The 16,614-nt window shown below is 66.0% G+C and carries 10 protein-coding genes; 7 read left to right on the top strand and 3 right to left on the bottom strand.

Going from position 1 to position 16,614, the window contains the following annotated elements; all coding sequences use genetic code 11:
- From PNI01S_RS27450 to PNI01S_RS27420, 7 genes are all read left to right on the top strand, one after another.
- A partial coding sequence (locus tag PNI01S_RS27450; RefSeq protein WP_143514276.1) for a DUF5801 repeats-in-toxin domain-containing protein occupies nucleotides 1–5,895 on the top strand: 5,895 nt, incomplete at its 5' end.
- A gap of 175 nt (nucleotides 5,896–6,070) precedes the next feature.
- The gene (locus tag PNI01S_RS27445) at nucleotides 6,071–7,255 is read left to right on the top strand and encodes a thiolase family protein (RefSeq protein WP_024764396.1); all 1,185 of its coding nucleotides are present in this window, start codon (nucleotides 6,071–6,073) and stop codon (nucleotides 7,253–7,255) included.
- Nucleotides 7,256–7,570: 315 nt separating this feature from the next.
- Nucleotides 7,571–8,626: a putative 2-aminoethylphosphonate ABC transporter ATP-binding protein gene (locus tag PNI01S_RS27440; protein WP_084359806.1), complete on the top strand. Its 1,056-nt coding sequence runs from the start codon at nucleotides 7,571–7,573 to the stop codon at nucleotides 8,624–8,626.
- Between the two features lies 1 nt (nucleotide 8,627).
- The gene (locus tag PNI01S_RS27435) at nucleotides 8,628–10,334 is read left to right on the top strand and encodes a putative 2-aminoethylphosphonate ABC transporter permease subunit (RefSeq protein WP_084359805.1); all 1,707 of its coding nucleotides are present in this window, start codon (nucleotides 8,628–8,630) and stop codon (nucleotides 10,332–10,334) included.
- Nucleotides 10,335–10,429: 95 nt separating this feature from the next.
- Nucleotides 10,430–11,455: a putative 2-aminoethylphosphonate ABC transporter substrate-binding protein gene (locus PNI01S_RS27430; protein ID WP_084359804.1), complete on the top strand. Its 1,026-nt coding sequence runs from the start codon at nucleotides 10,430–10,432 to the stop codon at nucleotides 11,453–11,455.
- 91 nt (nucleotides 11,456–11,546) lie between these two features.
- Nucleotides 11,547–12,677 carry a TIGR03364 family FAD-dependent oxidoreductase gene (locus tag PNI01S_RS27425; protein ID WP_084359803.1) on the top strand — a complete coding sequence of 377 codons (1,131 nt, stop codon included), beginning with the start codon at nucleotides 11,547–11,549 and terminating at the stop codon, nucleotides 12,675–12,677.
- 112 nt (nucleotides 12,678–12,789) lie between these two features.
- Nucleotides 12,790–13,812: a transporter gene (locus tag PNI01S_RS27420; RefSeq protein ID WP_037012376.1), complete on the top strand. Its 1,023-nt coding sequence runs from the start codon at nucleotides 12,790–12,792 to the stop codon at nucleotides 13,810–13,812.
- Between the two features lie 175 nt (nucleotides 13,813–13,987).
- Here the strand turns inward: PNI01S_RS27420 and PNI01S_RS27415 are convergent, their stop codons facing one another.
- From PNI01S_RS27415 to phhA, 3 genes are all read right to left on the bottom strand, one after another.
- The gene (locus PNI01S_RS27415) at nucleotides 13,988–15,184 is read right to left on the bottom strand and encodes an amino acid aminotransferase (protein ID WP_084359802.1); all 1,197 of its coding nucleotides are present in this window, start codon (nucleotides 15,182–15,184) and stop codon (nucleotides 13,988–13,990) included.
- Nucleotides 15,181–15,537, bottom strand: coding sequence for a 4a-hydroxytetrahydrobiopterin dehydratase (locus tag PNI01S_RS27410; RefSeq protein WP_024764391.1), 357 nt, complete (start codon nucleotides 15,535–15,537; stop codon nucleotides 15,181–15,183). The genes PNI01S_RS27415 and PNI01S_RS27410 overlap by 4 nt, the downstream gene beginning before the upstream one ends.
- Before the next feature lie 105 nt (nucleotides 15,538–15,642).
- Nucleotides 15,643–16,431: a phenylalanine 4-monooxygenase gene (gene phhA, locus PNI01S_RS27405; protein WP_084359801.1), complete on the bottom strand. Its 789-nt coding sequence runs from the start codon at nucleotides 16,429–16,431 to the stop codon at nucleotides 15,643–15,645.
- Nucleotides 16,432–16,614: the final 183 nt, after the last annotated feature.

The following is a 16,614-nucleotide window of genomic DNA, read 5'->3' as shown; positions in this document are numbered from 1 at the left end:
AAGCTGACCTTCCTCGACGACGGCCCGAGCATCACGCCGTGCGAAGACGCCGACATCAAGCTCAGCGTGGACGAAACCCACCTGGGCGTGCCGGACACCAGCAGCGCTTCGGTCGCCGATCTGTTCACCACCCATTTCGGTGCGGACGGCGCCGGCGAGATCACCTATAAGCTGGCCGGGGCCGACAACACCGATACCGGTCTGAAGGACACCGCAACCGGTAGCCGGGTGTTCCTCTACAACACCGCCAACGGCATCGAGGGGCGCCTGGAGGGCACCAATACCGTGGCCTTCCGCGTGTCCATCGACGGCGACGGCAAGGTCACCCTGGAGCAGTTGCGCGCCCTGGCGCACCCCGATACCAGTGACGCCAACGATTCGCTCAACCTCAGCGGCCAGGTCACCCTGACAGCGACCATCACCGACAAGGACGGCGACAGTGCCAGTGCCCATGTCGACCTGGGCAGCAAGCTGACCTTCCTCGATGACGGCCCGAGCATTGCCCCGTCGAGCATCTACGACATCAGCCTGGAAGTGGACGAATCCGACCTCTCCAACGACGCCCGCGTCGAGTCCAGCCTGGTCTCGCTGCTGTTCGAGACGCACTTCGGCGCCGACGGTCCGGGCAGCATCACCTACAAGGTCAGCACGGTGGATGGCACCGACAGTGGCCTGAAGACCACCCAGGGCGAATCCATCCTGCTGTACAACGTCGACGGCACCGTGGTCGGCAAGGTCCAGGGCAGCGGCGCGATCGCCTTCGTGGTCAGCGAAGACCAGGGCGCGCTCATGCTCGACCAGCGCCTGGCGCTCAAGCATCCGGACACCAACGACGCCGATGATCCGCTGCGCCTGGAAAGCGGCAAGATCACCCTGACCGCCACCATCACCGATGGTGACGGCGACAAGGCTTCGGCCCATGTCGACCTGGGCAGCAAGATGGTGTTCTACGACGACGGTCCGCGCATCGAGCCGTGCACCGACGCCGATATCAAGCTGACCGTGGACGAGACCAAACTGGGTGTCGACGCGCAGGCTTCGGCGGGTGATGTCGCGGCACTGTTCACCGGCCACTTCGGCGCCGATAGCGCTGGCGGCATCACCTACAAGGTCACCACCACCGACGGCACCGACAGCGGCCTGAAGGACACCGCCACGGGCGGGAAGATCTTCCTCTACAACACCGCCAATGGTGTCGAAGGGCGCGTGGAGGGCACCAACCTGGTGGCCTTCAGCGTGAACCAGCACAACGGGGTGATTACCCTCGACCAGCAACGGGCGCTGGTACACCCGGTGACCACCGATGCCAATGATCCGCTGAGCATCGACGCCGACAAGATCACCCTCACCGCGACCATCACCGATGGCGACGGCGATCATGCATCGGCCAGCATCGACCTGGGCGGCAAGCTGACCTTCCTCGACGATGGTCCCAGCATCCAGCCGTGCACCGATGCCGACATCCGCCTGGAAGTGGACGAAAGCAACCTCGCCAGTGACGCGCGGGTCGAAGCGCCGCTGGTGTCGGAACTGTTCACCGCCAGCTTCGGCGCTGACGGCGCCGGGTCGGTCACGTACAAGGTCAGCACCGTGGACGGCACCGACAGCGGCCTGCGCGAAACCGCCGGCGGCGCGCGCATCCTGCTGTTCAATGACGGCAACGGCGTGGTGGGCAAGGTCGAGGGCACTGGCGCCATCGCCTTCGTGGTGCGCCCCGATGGCGGTGCGCTCACGCTGGACCAGCGCGTGGCCTTCATCCATCCCGATGCCCATGACGACGATGAAGCCCTGAGCATCGCCAGCGGCAAGATCACCCTGACCGCCACCATCACCGACAAGGATGGCGACAGCGACAGCGCCTCCATCGATCTGGGCAGCAAGCTGGTGTTCCACGACGACGGGCCGAGCATCGTGGCCAACCAGGCCGATGGCCCTGCCCTGGTGGTGGACGAGAGCAACCTGGGCGCCAATGCCAGCGCCAGCGTCAGCAGCCTGTTCACCAGCCACTACGGCGCCGATGGCGCGGGTTCGCTGGTGTACAAGGTGGTCGCTGCGCAGGATGGCAGCGACAGCGGCCTGCGCGTCACCAATGGCGACAAGATCTACCTGTACAACGAAGGCAATGGCGTGGTCGGCCGGGTCGGCGGGCAGAGTGGGGCGGTCGCCTTCACGCTGACGGTGAACAACGGCACTGTCACTCTCGACCAGCAACTGGCGCTCAAGCATCCCGATGGCAATAACCCGGATGATGCACTGAGCATCGCCAGCGGCAAGATCAGCCTGACGGCCACCATCACCGACGGCGATGGCGACTCCCACAGCGCCAGTGTCGAACTGGGCAGCCAGCTGAGCTTCCATGACGACGGCCCGAGCATCACCGCCAGTGCGCAAGGCGCACCGGCCCTGGTGGTGGACGAGACCAACCTGGGTATCGACGCCAGCGCCAACATTACCAGTCTGTTCACCAGCAGCTATGGCGCCGACGGTGCGGGCTCGCTGGTGTACAAGGTGGCCGCGGCGCAGGACGGCGGCGATAGCGGGCTGCGCGTCACCAGCGGCGACAAGATCTACCTGTACAACGAGGGCAATGGTGTCGTCGGTCGGGTGGGTGGAGCCAACGGCGCCGTTGCCTTCACGCTGACGCTGAACAACGGCAGCGTGACCCTCGACCAGCAGATGGCGCTCAAGCATGCCGACGCCAGCAACCCCGATGATGCGCTGAGCATCGCCGACGGCAAGATCAGCCTGACCGCCACCATCACCGATGGCGATGGCGATTCGAAGTCCGCCAGCCTGGACCTGGGCAGCAAGCTCAGCTTCCATGACGACGGCCCGAGCATCACCGCCAATGCCGCTGCGGCGCCGACCCTGACCGTCGATGAAACGCACCTGAACGTCGATGCCACCGCCAACTTCAGCACGGCCTTCACCGCCAATGCCGGCGCTGACGGCGGCAGCACGACCTACAGCCTGAGCGCGACCACGGGCACCCAGAGCGGCCTGCAGACCACCGACGGGCAGAACATCGTGCTGGTCAAGGTCAGCGCCACCGTGGTGGAAGGCCACGTCGGCACTGCCAGTGGCGCGACCGCCTTCACCCTGACGCTCGACAGCGGCACCGGCGTGGTCAAGCTCGACCAGCAACTGGCGCTCAAGCATCCCAACGCCAGCGACCCGAACGATCCGCTGAGCCTGGCCAGCGGCAAGATCGGCCTGGTCGCCACCGTGACCGACGGTGACGGCGACACGAAATCAGCGAGCATCGACCTGGGCAGCAAGCTCAGCTTCCTCGATGACGGCCCGACCGCGGTGGACGACTCGCCGCGCTGCCTGGTGCAGCAGGCGCCGCCAGCGGTGAACCTGACCCTGGTGGTCGACGTTTCCGGCAGCATGGCTGGCGACAAGCTGACCAACGCCAAGGCGGCCCTGGTCAACCTGGTGCAGCAGTATGCGGCCATGGGGATTGCCATCCATGTATCGCTGCTGAGCTTCGCGGCCACTGCCAAGGACCTGGGCGACTTCAACTTCACCGGCACTTCCGACGCGCAGTACACGGCGCTGGTGAACAAGATCAATGGCCTCAGCGCCGACGGCGAGACCAACTACCAGGCTGCCCTGGACCTGGCCAGGACCAATGTCACCTCCGACATCACCGTCAGCGGCCATGATCCGGCGGCGATCAACCGGGTGTACTTCATCTCCGATGGCGAGCCGACCACCGGCAACACCAACTCGGCAATCACCCAGTGGAAGGCCTTCCTGGCCAACCCGGACGGCGACGGCAATGACGCCACCAACCATGTGGATGCCTACGCCGTCGGTCTGGGAGCCTCGATCACCGATGTCGACCTCAAGGGCGTGACCAACACTGGCGATCCGATCATCGTCACCAAGCCCAGCGACCTGACGGCCACCCTGCAGAACCTGGTGACCATCGACTCGGTGAGCGGCAACCTGCTGGCCAACGACCTGCCGGTCAGCGCCGATGGCACCGTGCGCATCACCCAGGTCGAGTTCGGCGGCGAGAAGTTCGCGGTGGATGCCGCGGGCAACCTCACCAACGAGAACCCCAACGCCACCACCGCGACCGGCAGCTACAACGCCAGCAGCGGCCTGCTGACCATCCAGACGGCCAACGGCACGCTCACCGTCTACCTCAAGGACGTGACCGGCCACCAGGCCGGCGACTACAGCTACGCCTCCAAGGCCGGCGTGGCGTTCCCGGAAAGCGGGCAGATCAGCGAGGTCTTCAAGTACACCATCGTCGATGGCGACGGCGACACTGCGTCGGCCAACCTCAACATCTGCCTGAAGTACGGCCAGCCGATCCTGGTGGTGGGCAGCAACAGCGGCGACGTGGATGGCTCGACCGTCCTGCACACCGTCCCCAGCCCGCTGGATGCGGACAAGGCCGGGCAGATCAACGGCAGCGGCGGCAACGACGTGCTGATCGGCGATGCCGGCGGGGTCTCGGTCTACACCCAGCCGGGCAAGAACTACAACATCTCGCTGATCGTCGATACCTCCGGCAGCATGGCCGACCCGTCGGGCAGCAACATGTCGCGCATGGCCCTGGCGAAGAACGCACTGATCAACCTGGTCAACACCATCAAGGGACACGACGGGGTGATCAACGTGAGCCTGGTGTCGTTCAGCGACAACTCCCACGTCACCACTTTCAATGGCCTGAGCGCCGCCAACGTGACCGCGCTGATCGCCGCCATCAACGCTCTGAGTGCCAACGGTGCGACCAACTACGATGACGCGATGAAAGCGGCCTCGCAGTGGTTCAACACCCAGGTGACGACCAACCATGCCGATGCGGCCCATGGCTACATCAACCTGGCGTTCTTCCTCACCGACGGCAACCCGACCGTTTCCAACAGCGACTCCAGCTCGGGCAACATCACCAACTACGGCGACATGAACAATGCACTGGTGTCGGGCAATGACATGCTTCACCACGCCGGGGCGCTCACGGGCGACAACGCGGTGGACGTCAATGCCATCGGTATCGGCAACGGCATCAACAGCAACTACCTGAAGTTCTTCGACAACACCGACACCACGGGCACCGGCTCGGTCACCCTGGATGGCAAGACCATCAACGCCAGCGTCGGCGAGCCGCAGATCATCAACACCGCCGAGCAATTGCAGGCAGCGCTGCAGGAAGGCTTCAGCACCAGCACGCCGGTCACCGTGGGCAACGACCACCTGGTCGGTGGCTCGGGCAATGACATCATCTTCGGCGATGTCATCAACACCGACTCGCTGGCCTGGGCCGGGCATGCCGCCGGCAGTCACAACGGCCAGGGGTACCAGGGGCTGGTGGATTACCTGACCGCCACCAACGGCAGTGCGCCGACGGTCGCGCAGATCACCAACTACATCGTCCAGCACGCGGACCAGTTCAACGTCGCCGGCGATACCCGCGGTGGCAACGACATCCTCGAGGGCGGCGCCGGCAATGACCTGATGTTCGGCCAGGGCGGCAACGACAAGCTGATCGGTGGCCCCGGCGACGACATCATGTACGGCGGTACCGGCGCGGACGAGTTCATCTGGAAGTCGGGCGATACCGGGCACGACGTGATCAAGGACTTCAGCATCGCCGAAGGGGATTCGCTGAACCTCGCCGACCTGCTGCAGGGCGCGTTGCCCACCGCCGATTCGCTGTCCCACTACCTGTCCTTCTCGGTCAACTCGGGCACCACCAGCATCGCCGTCAGCCCCACCAGTGGCGGCGCCGCGACCCAGACCATCGACCTGGCCAACGTCGATCTCTCCGCCAAGTACGCGGGCCACGCCGGCAGCGGCGTGCTCTCGGCGGGAGATACCCATACCGTGCTCAACGGCCTGCTGGGTGACCACGCGATCAAGACCGACACCGTCTGACCGGCGCAATACCGGTCGAAACCGCCGCTTCCGGGCGGCGGTTTCGTTCGTGCCTGCCCAACGAGGGTGGGGGCACGGCTATACGGCTGGTGAATGATCGTCGCGGTGCTCCGTCAGTGGCGCTTATGCTCCACGCACACCTTCCTCAGTCCAACAACAAGCAACGAGGTTTCCCATGCGCGAAGTGGTGATCGTCGACAGCGTCCGTACCGGCCTGGCCAAGTCCTTCCGTGGCAAATTCAACATGACCCGTCCGGACGACATGGTCGCCCATTGCATCGACGCGCTGCTGGCGCGCAACAACCTCGATCCGCTGCTGGTGGACGACTGCGTGGTCGGTGCCGGCTCCAACGAAGGCGCCCAGGGCCACAACATCGGCCGCAATGCCGCGGTACTGTCGCGCCTGGGCACCCACGTCGCCGGCATGACCCTCAACCGCTACTGCTCCTCGGGCCTGCAGGCCATCGCCATTGCCGCCAACCAGGTGGCCTCCGGCTGCAGCGACATCCTGGTGGCCGGCGGCGTCGAGTCCATCAGCCTGACCGCGGGCAAGATGAACCGTGACAACTTCGTCAACCCGCGCCTGGAGTCGGACTTCCCCGGCATCTACTACCCCATGGGCCAGACCGCCGAGATCGTCGCCCGCCGCTACAACGTCACCCGCGAAGCGCAGGACCTGTACTCGCTGCAGAGCCAGCAGCGCACCGCACGGGCCCAGGCCGAAGGCCTGTTCGATGACGAAATCGTGCCCATGAGCGTGAAGTACCTGGTGGAAGACAAGGCCACCGGCGAGAAGAAGGTGCTCGACGCCGTGGTGGATCGCGACGACTGCAACCGCCCGGAAACCACCCTCGAGGGCCTGAACTCCCTCAAGCCCGTGTTTGCCGAGGATGGCTCGGTCACCGCCGGCAACGCCTCGCAACTCTCCGACGGCGCCTCGATGACTCTGATCATGACCCTGGAAAAGGCGCTGGAACTGGGCCTCAAGCCCAAGGCCTTCTTCCGTGGCTTCACCGTCGCCGGCTGCGAGCCGGACGAGATGGGCATCGGCCCGGTGTTCTCGGTACCGAAACTGCTCAAGGCCAAGGGCCTGCAGGTCGCCGACATCGACCTCTGGGAGCTTAACGAAGCCTTCGCTTCCCAGTGCCTGTATGCCCGCGATCGCCTGGGCATCGACAACGAGAAGTACAACGTCAACGGCGGCTCCATCTCCATCGGTCACCCGTTCGGCATGACCGGCTCCCGCCAGGTCGGCCACCTGGTGCGCGAACTGCAGCGGCGCAACCTGCGCTACGGCATCGTCACCATGTGCGTGGGCGGCGGCATGGGCGCCACCGGCCTGTTCGAGGCGGTACGCTGATCCAGGCAAGACGGCCAGCGGCCTGCGCCGCTGGCTGATCGGCAGCGACCGCTCCACGCAAGCGGTACGAGGCCCAGGAGAACCCCCGGCGGCGACGCCGGGGGGGGTCATGTCTGCTCCTGCAGGACGAAGGACGAGCCGCTCAACGCCGCCACTTCCAAAATTTTTTCGCCCCTATACCAAAATCTGCCTATGGATCTATCGGCGCACTTGGCCCTTTGGAAATAGTGCCGTCGCAATCCGTCCCTAGCATGGACCTCGTTCCTTCACGCCGCGGCACCCGCAGCGTGGACCACAAGAAAACGAGGTACCGCCATGCATCCCACCATCGCCGGCACACCGCTCAGCGTGCGCCGCATCCGCAAGCGTTTCGGCCAGTTCGTCGCTCTCGACGGCGTGTCGCTGGACGTCAAGGCCGGTGAGCTGGTCTGCCTGCTCGGTCCCTCCGGTTGCGGCAAGACCACGCTGCTGCGCTGCATCGCCGGCCTGGAGCAACAGGATGATGGCAGCCTGCACCTGGGCGAGCGCGACGTGTCGAACCTGCCGCCGCAGGCGCGGGACTACGGCATCCTGTTCCAGTCCTATGCGCTGTTCCCCAACCTCACGGTGGAACAGAACATTGCCTATGGCCTGACCAATGCATCCAAGGAAGAAGCCCGCCGCCGCGTCGCCGAGATGCTCGAACTGGTCGGCCTGACCGGCAGCGAGAAGAAGTACCCCGGCCAGCTCTCCGGCGGCCAGCAGCAACGCGTCGCCATGGCCCGCGCGCTGGCGCCGAGTCCGTCGCTGCTGCTGCTCGACGAGCCGATGTCGGCGCTCGACGCCCGTGTCCGCGAACACCTGTGCGGCGAGCTGCGCCAGCTGCAGAAGAGCCTGGGCATCACCACCGTGATGGTTACCCACAACCAGGACGAAGCCATGCTGATGGCCGACCGCATCGCGGTGATGAACCACGGGCGCATCGAGCAGTACGGCACCGCCCAGGAAATCTACAGCACGCCGAGCACGCCCTTCGTCGCCGAGTTCGTCGGCCAGGGCAACTGGCTGCCCTTCGAGCGCGGCAGTGATGGTCATGCTCGCGTCGGCAGCCTCAACCTGCGCCTGCACAGCCAGGCGCAAAGCGCCTCGGGCCGGCTGTTCTGCCGCCCGGAAGCGATCAGCGTGAACCCGGCGGTGCACCAGGAAAACCTGTTCCGCGCGCAGATCCGCGAGATCACCTTCCTCGGCAACCGCTGCCGCATGAGCTTCGAGCTGGAGCAACTGCCGGGCCATGCGCTGCTCGCCGAGCTGGCGCCGGAGGACATGCCGCGCCTGGGCACTCCGGATATCTGGGTGTCACTGCCGCCGCGCAGCCTGCAGGTGTTCGCCTGAAATGGAAGCCGTGGTGAAGCACAGCCCGACGCTGTCCGTCGGCAAGGTTCGTGGCGATCTGGGTGATCGCCTGTTCGTCCGGGGCGGCAAGGTCCTGCTGCTGGTCCTGCTCATCCTGGCGGTGCTGATGCCGCTGCTGGCCATCTTCTGGCGCGGCTTCAGCGGCGAGGCGGGGCAGGGCGGCGGCCTGGCGGCCATGGGCGAGCTGCTGCGCAGCGACAACTTCCACTGGCTGCTGGGCAACAGCCTGAAGGTCTCGGTGAGCGTGGCGTGCATCGTCGTGCCGGCGGCCTACCTGTTCGCCTATGCACTGCAACGCACGCTGATCCCGGCCAAGGGCCTGTGGCGCGGGATTTCCCTGCTGCCGCTGCTGGCGCCTTCGATGCTGCCGGGTATCGCGCTGATCTACCTGTTCGGCAACCAGGGCCTGCTGCGCCACCTGCTGTCGGACAACATCTACGGCTTCTGGGGCATCGTCCTCGGCGAGGCGATCTACACCTTCCCCCATGCGTTGATGATCCTGTTGTCCGCGCTGTCGTTGGCCGACGCGCGCCTGTTCGATGCCGCCTCCAGCATGGGCGCCGGTCCGTGGAAGGCCTTCCGCAGCATCACCTGGCCGGCTTCGCGGCAGGGCGTGTTCGCCGCCTTCTGCCTGGTGTTCACCCTGACCATCACCGACTTCGGCGTGCCGGTCGTGGTGGGCGGCGATTATCAGGTGCTGGCGCTGGAAGCCTACAAGGCAGTGGTCGGCCAGCAGCAGTTCGGCCGTGGTGCGCAGATCGGCATGATCCTCCTGCTGCCGGCGCTGCTCAGCTTTGCGGTGGATACCTGGCTGCGCCGTCGCCAGGGCGACGCCATGAGCGGCCGCGCGCAGGTCTATCACCCGAAACCCTCGCGTCGCCGCGATGCCGCCTTCCTCGCCATCGTCGTGCTGATCAGCATGGTATTGCTGGGCGTGCTGGGCATGGCCGTGTACTCCTCGCTGGTGAAGTTCTGGCCCTATAACCTCTCGCTGTCGCTGAACCACTACGACTTCAACACCACTGCCGGCGGCGGCTGGCTGGCCTATCGCAACAGCCTGACCATGGCCGTGTGCACCGCGATCATCGGCAGCGCGCTGATCTTCACCGGCGCCTACCTGATCGAGAAGACCCGCGAGCAGCGCTGGCTGAGCCAGCTGCTGCGCATGCTCTGCTTCGTGCCGATGGCCGTGCCGGGCCTCGTGCTGGGCCTGGGCTACGTGTTCTTCTTCAACCTGCCGGGCAACCCGCTGCATGTGTTCTACGGCAGCATGGCGCTGCTGGTGGTGTGCACCATCGCCCACTACCTGACCACCGCGCAGATGACCGCCACCGCCGCGCTGCGCCAGCTCGACGGCGAGTTCGAGGCGGCCGCGCTGTCGCTGAAGATGCCGCTGTGGCGCCACTACCTGCGCGTCACCGTGCCGATCTGCCTGCCGGCGCTGCTGGACATCACCCGCTACCTCTTCGTCTCGGCGATGACCACGGTCTCGGCGGCGATCTTCCTCTACAACCCGGACACCATCCTCGCCGCCGTCGCCGTGCTGAACATGGACGACTCCGGCAACGTCGGCGGCGCCGCCGCCATGTCCACCCTGATCCTGCTCACCTCCGCGGCTGTGTCGCTGCTGCTGGCCGGCGCCTCGCACGGCCTGCTGCGCCGCTCCCAGGCCTGGAGAAACCCGTAACACCGCTGGACGCTGTCGCCCCCGTTTCGGCGAGGGCTCAACCCCTGACAAAACCCGCCTCCGCGCGGGGAAAAAACACTGCCAAGGAGCTCCACATGTTCAAACGTCTCGCCCTCGCCGCCGCCGTGGTTGCCGCTTTCGCCGCACAGGTCCACGCCGCCGACACCGAACTGACCGTCTACACCGCCCTGGAACCGGAACAGCTGACCGCCTACAAGCAGGCCTTCGAAGCCGAGAACCCGGACATCAAGATCAAGTGGGTACGTGATTCCACCGGCATCGTCACCGCCAAGCTGCTGGCCGAGAAGGACCGTCCGCAGGCCGACGCCGTCTGGGGCCTGGCCGCTTCCAGCCTGGCCATCCTCGATGCGCAGGGCATGCTGGAGAAGTACGCGCCCAAGCACCTGGACGCCATCGGCAAGAACTACCGCGACCCGGCCAACCCGCCGGCGTGGGTCGGCATGGATGTCTGGGCCGCCACCATCTGCTTCAACACCGTCGAGGCCGAGAAACTGGGCCTGGAGAAACCGGTGAGCTGGCAGGACCTGACCAAGCCGGAATACAAGGGCAAGATCGTCATGCCGAACCCGGCATCCTCCGGCACCGGCTTCCTCGACGTTTCCGCCTGGCTGCAGACCTTCGGCGAGAAGCAGGGCTGGGCCTACATGGACGCCCTGCACGAGAACATCGGCCAGTACGTCCACTCCGGCTCCAAGCCGTGCAAGCTGGCCGCCGCCGGCGAGTTCCCGATCGGCATCTCCTTCGAGTACCCGGCCGTGCAGCTCAAGCGCCAGGGTGCGCCGCTGGACATCGTCCTGCCGAAGGAAGGCCTGGGCTGGGAAATCGAAGCCACCGGTATCGTCAAGGGCACCCAGCATGAAGCCGCCGCGAAGAAACTCGCCGACTTCTCCGCCAGCCCGAAAGCCATGGAGCTGTACAAGGAAAACTTCGCCGTGCTGGCCCAACCGGGCATCGCCAAGCCGCAGACCGAACTGCCGGCCGACTACGAGCAGCGCCTGATCAAGAACGACTTCGCCTGGGCTTCGAAGAACCGCGACGAGATCCTCGCCGAGTGGCGCAAGCGCTATGACGGCAAGTCGGAGAAGGTTGCGCAGAAGTAAGGTTTGACACCAATGGCTCCCTCTCCCCAACCCTCTCCCTTCAGGGAGAGGGCGGGGGAGAGGGGCTCTTCGCCACGCAGGAAATACCCCCATGAGCCACACCCACTGCGACGTCGCCATCGTTGGCGCCGGTATCCTCGGCCTTTCCCACGCCTACGCCGCCGCCCGCCGCGGGCTTTCCGTGCGTGTCTTCGAACGCACCGCCACACCCCTGGGCGCCTCGATACGCAACTTCGGCCAGGCGCTGGTCACCGGCCAGCCGCCGGGCGTGATGTCCGACCTGGCACGGGCCAGCCGGCCGATCTGGGCGCAATGGGCGGAAGGCGCCGGGTTCTCCCTGCGGCGCAACGGTTCGTTGCTGTTCGCTCGCACCGAGGCCGAGGAGCATCTGCTGGAAGCCTTCTGCGCCGGCCGCGCGAAGGCGCTGGACTACCGCGTGGGCCTGCTGCGCGGCAGCGAGCTGAACGACCTCTACCAGGGGCACTTCCGCCATCACCGCGCCGCGCTGCTCGGCTTCGACGACCAGCAGTTGTACTCCCGCGAAGCGCTGCCGAGCCTGATCGATTACCTGCGCCGCGAGCACGGCGTGCAGTTCCATTTCTCCACCCTCGTGCGTGACGTCGACAGCGGCGTGCTGCGCACCACGGCGGGCAGCTTCGCCGCCGGGCAGGTGATCGTCTGCTCCGGCCACGACTACCAGACACTGCTGGCCGAGGTCATCGCGCCGCTGGAGCCGCAGGTGTGCCGCCTGCAGATGCTGCGCGCCCGCCCGCAGGTCGATTTCGGCCTCGCTCATTCGATCCTCACCGGCCTGAGTTGCGTGCATTACGGTGCCTTCTCCGACCTGCCCGAGGCCGACGCGGTACGCGAGCAGATTCGCCGCGAGACGCCGGAACTGGAAGAGCAGGGCATCCACCTGCTGGTCAGCCCGACGCCTCATGGCGAGCTGATCATCGGCGACTCCCACCATTACGGCAGCGACGCCGCGCCGTTCAATGCCGAGGCCGTGGACAGACTCATGCTGGAGCTGGCCGAGGACACCCTGGGCATGCATGTGGAGGTGGTCGAGCGCTGGCAGGGCGTCTACGGCTCGCGCGGGCCGGGGCCGTTCTCCGTGCTGCAGGCCGCCGACGGCATCACCGCCGTGCTGATGCACACCGGCGTCGGCATGAGCATCGGCCCGGCGCTGGGCGAGCGCACCGTGGCCGGATTGTTTGGCTGACACGCAGCTGTCATCTGCCGTTCACTGGGTTCTGGTACTACCGGCACACACGGATTCGCTTTTTTGTAGGAGCGAGCAAGCTCGCTCCTACAGGCTGCGCGCGCGGAGAGACATGAACCACAGCATCGTTCAGAGCCATCAGGATTCCGACCTGTTCGGCCTGCTCTATGGCTTCAGCTTTCGTCCCGGCCAGCCCGGCCTGGAAATCGACTCGCCTACCGCGCTGCAGCGCCTGCAGGAGCCGCGGGCGACGGATGAGTTCCTCTGGCTGCACCTGAACCTGGCGCACGCGGCCTGCGAGCGCTGGATGAAGTCGCACCTGGAACTGCCCGACTACTTCTTCGAGACCCTGCGCGAAGGTTCGCGCTCCACCCGCATCGAGCATGTGGACGGCGCGTTGCTGGCGGTGGTCAACGACGTGGTGTTCGACTTCAGCAGCCGCATGTCCTCGGACGTCGCCACGCTGTGGGTCTGCGCCCGTGGCCGCCTGCTGGTGACTGCCCGTGCGCAGCCGCTACGTTCGGTGGATACGCTGCGCTCCTCGGTGAAGCACGGCGAAAGCTTCAACTCGCCGCTGGAGCTGCTGGTCCACCTGCTGCGCGACCAGGGCGAAATCCTCACCCGCATCGTCCGCGAAACCAGCATCAGCGTCGACCGCATCGAGGACCAGTTGCTGTCCTCGCGCCTCTCCGCCAGCCGCGCCGACCTGGGCGGCATGCGCCGGGTGCTGGTGCGCCTGCAACGCCTGCTGGCGCTGGAGCCGGGCTCGCTGATGCGCCTGCTCAACCGCCCGCCGCTGTGGCTGAAGGAAGACGACGTGCGCGTGCTGCGCGAGGCCACCGAGGAGTTCTCCCTGGTGATCAACGACCTCACCGCCCTGGGCGAACGCATCAAGCTGCTGCAGGAAGAGATCGCCGCGAAGATCAACGAGCAGAGCAACCGCACGCTGTTCACCCTCACCGTGGTCACGGTGCTGGCGCTGCCGATCAACATCATCGCCGGCTTCTTCGGCATGAACGTCGGCGGCATTCCCTTCTCCAGCGACCCGGAGGGGTTCTGGATTCTGGTCGTGCTGGTAGCCAGCTTCACCGGCCTGGCCGGGCGCTGGGCGTTTCGCAAGCGCGACGATTACTGACCAACGCCGGCAGGGGCACTTTGCAGGAGCGAGCGTGCTCGCGAACAACCCCGGCACCAGAGCAGCCGGTTGATACCGTTCGCGAGCAAGCTCGCTCCTACAGGCAAGGCAGGGCCCCGATTTCCGGGCAAAAAAAGACCTGCCCAATGGCCGGTCGAGGGGGAAGAAAACGACGTCAGCGGCAGACGCGGGCGATGGCCGCTGCCAGGTGGTCGAGGCGTTCGCCGTCGAGCCCGGCGATGTTCGCGCGGCCGCTGCTGACCAGGTAGATGCTGTGCTCCTCGCGCAGGATGCGCACCTGCTCGGCGTGCAGGCCGGTATAGGAGAACATGCCGCGCTGGATGGCGATGTGCGCAAAGCGCTCCGCCAGCCCGTGGGGGCGCAGGGCTTCCACCAGGCCGATACGCAGGTCGGCGATGCGCCCGCGCATGGCGTCCAGCTCTGCCAGCCACAGGTTCTTCAGTTCCGGGTCGCCGAGGATGGTGGCGACCACTTCGGCGCCGTGGGCCGGTGGGGTGGACCACAGGTTGCGGGCGAACAGTGCCAGTTGGCTGCGGATGTCGGTGAGCTTGTCGGCGTTCTCGGCGCAGACGATCAGCGCGCCGACGCGGTCGCGGTAGAGGCCGAAGTTCTTCGAGCAGGAGCTGGTGATCAGCACTTCCGGCAGGCTCTCGGCCAGCAGGCGCACGGAATACGCGTCCTCCTCCAGCCCATCGCCCAGGCCCTGGTAGGCGAAGTCCAGCAACGGCAGCAACTCGCGGCGACGGACGATCTCCAGCACGCGCTGCCACTGCGCGTGATCCAGGTCGAAGCCGGTGGGGTTGTGGCAGCAGGCGTGCAGCAGCACCACGTCGCCCTGCGGGATTTTCTCCAGCATGGCGAACATGGCCTCCGCGTCGAGACGGTTGTCCGCGCCGACGTAGGGGTAGTGCTTGATCGGCACGCCGGCGGCGGCGAACAGGGTCTCGTGGATCGGCCAGGTCGGGTCGCTCAGCCAGATATTTTTCCCCGGCAGGCAATGCGCTATGAACTCCGCCGCCAGGCGCAGGGCGCCGGTACCGCCGGGCGTCTGCGTGGCGTCGGCACGCGAATCGGCGAGCAACGGTGAGGTGACGCCCAGCACCTGCTCGCACAGGCGAGCGGCGAACAGCGCGTCGCCGTGGCTGCCGACGTAGCTCTTGGTGGTCTCGCTATCCACCAGGCGCTGCTCGGCCAGCTTCACCGCGCGGGGAATCGGCGTGAGGCCCTGGGCGTCCTTGTAGACGCCCACGCCAAGGTCGAGCCGCGCGGGGTTGGGGTCGGCCCGGTAGGCTTCGAGCAGGCCCAGGATCGGGTCGCCCGGTACGCGGGTGACCTTGGCGAAATGGCTCATTTGCGTCCCTCTGCTTTCGCGGCCAGCTCGTCGGTGCGCGCGGCCATGATGAAATCGTTGCGGTGCAGGCCCTTCAGCTCGTGGCTCCACCAGGTGACGGTGACCTTGCCCCACTGGGTCAACAGGTCGGGGTGGTGGCCTTCTTCCTCGGCGATGGCGCCTACCGCGTTGGTGAAGGCCAGGGCATGGCGGAAGTTCTTGAACAGGAAGACCCGCTCCAGCTCCATGTGATCGTCGCGGACCTCGATATTCCAGTCCGGAATCTGCTTGATCAGCACCGCCAGTTCTTCGTCGGACACCTTCGGGGCGTCTGCGCGGCAGGCTTCGCAATGGGCTTGGGTAAGTGCGGTCATGAAAGGTTCTCCTTGTCGTGGGGTGGCATAGGAGTGCGCTCGCGACCCATCTTAGGCTCGCTAGCACGTCTCATCCTAGGCACAGATGGGATCGATTGCAGCGGATCAGGCGGCCTGTTTCGGCGGAAACTTCGGCGCGTGCAGGCCCAGACGCATGGCTTCGCGCACCAGCGCCATGATGTCCTCATGGGCCAAGTCGAACAGGCGCTTGAGCTCAGGCAGCACGAAATACAGGGGCTGCAGGATGTCGATGCGGTACGGCGTGCGCATGCATTCCAGCGGGTTGAAGGCCTGGTGCTCGGGCGCATCGGAGAGGCTGTAGACCGTCTCCTTGGGCGACGAAAGGATGCCGCCGCCGTAGATGCGCAGGCCTTGCGGGGTGTCCAGCAGGCCGAACTCGATGGTCATCCAGTAGAGGCGGGCGAGGTACACCCGTTCTTCCTTGCTGGCGGCCAGGCCGAGCTTGCCGTAGGTGTGGGTGAACTCGGCGAACCAGGGGTTGGTCAGCAGCGGGCAGTGGCCGAAGATCTCGTGGAAGATGTCCGGCTCCTGCAGGTAGTCCAGCTCCTCCGGGGTGCGGATGAAGGTGGCGACGGGGAATTGCTGGCTGGCCAGCAGCTCGAAGAAGGTCTGAAAGGGAATCAGCGCCGGCACCCGCGCCACGCGCCAGCCGGTGGTGGCCTGGAGTACCCGGTTGATTTCGCCCAGTTGCGGGATGCGGTCGTGCGGCAGGCCAAGCTGTTCGATGCCGTCCAGGTATTCCTGACACGCGCGGCCTTCGATCACTTTCAATTGGCGGGTGATCAGGGTGTTCCAGACCTGATGCTCGGCTGCCGGGTAGTGGATAAAGCCATCTTCATCAGGTTGGCGGGCCACGTACTGCGTTGTCTTCATGGGTGCCCTCATAGGTACTGTGGCGTCGAGGCCTTGTTGTTGTGATGACCAACAGATAGCGCGAGTCGTGCCGCCGATCAGCCCCCTGTTCGCGGTGTTTTCAGGCTGCCAGGGCTGTAATCCGTAAAGAAAAAATTACGCAAAGCGGCGCGGGCATCCGGCCATGGCTTGAAGGTGCGGCTT

Source organism: Pseudomonas nitroreducens NBRC 12694 (assembly GCF_002091755.1).
Taxonomy (GTDB): Bacteria; Pseudomonadota; Gammaproteobacteria; order Pseudomonadales; family Pseudomonadaceae; genus Pseudomonas; species Pseudomonas nitroreducens.
This window is presented reverse-complemented; position numbering and strand designations above follow the sequence as displayed.

Coding starts and splice junctions, on each gene's coding strand:
- PNI01S_RS27440 (WP_084359806.1), top strand. CDS start 7,571: ATGCATCCCACCATCGCCGGCACACCGCTCAGCGTGCGCCGCATCCGC.
- PNI01S_RS27435 (WP_084359805.1), top strand. CDS start 8,628: ATGGAAGCCGTGGTGAAGCACAGCCCGACGCTGTCCGTCGGCAAGGTT.
- PNI01S_RS27420 (WP_037012376.1), top strand. CDS start 12,790: ATGAACCACAGCATCGTTCAGAGCCATCAGGATTCCGACCTGTTCGGC.
- phhA (WP_084359801.1), bottom strand. CDS start 16,431: ATGAAGACAACGCAGTACGTGGCCCGCCAACCTGATGAAGATGGCTTT.
- PNI01S_RS27415 (WP_084359802.1), bottom strand. CDS start 15,184: ATGAGCCATTTCGCCAAGGTCACCCGCGTACCGGGCGACCCGATCCTG.
- PNI01S_RS27425 (WP_084359803.1), top strand. CDS start 11,547: ATGAGCCACACCCACTGCGACGTCGCCATCGTTGGCGCCGGTATCCTC.
- PNI01S_RS27445 (WP_024764396.1), top strand. CDS start 6,071: ATGCGCGAAGTGGTGATCGTCGACAGCGTCCGTACCGGCCTGGCCAAG.
- PNI01S_RS27430 (WP_084359804.1), top strand. CDS start 10,430: ATGTTCAAACGTCTCGCCCTCGCCGCCGCCGTGGTTGCCGCTTTCGCC.
- PNI01S_RS27410 (WP_024764391.1), bottom strand. CDS start 15,537: ATGACCGCACTTACCCAAGCCCATTGCGAAGCCTGCCGCGCAGACGCC.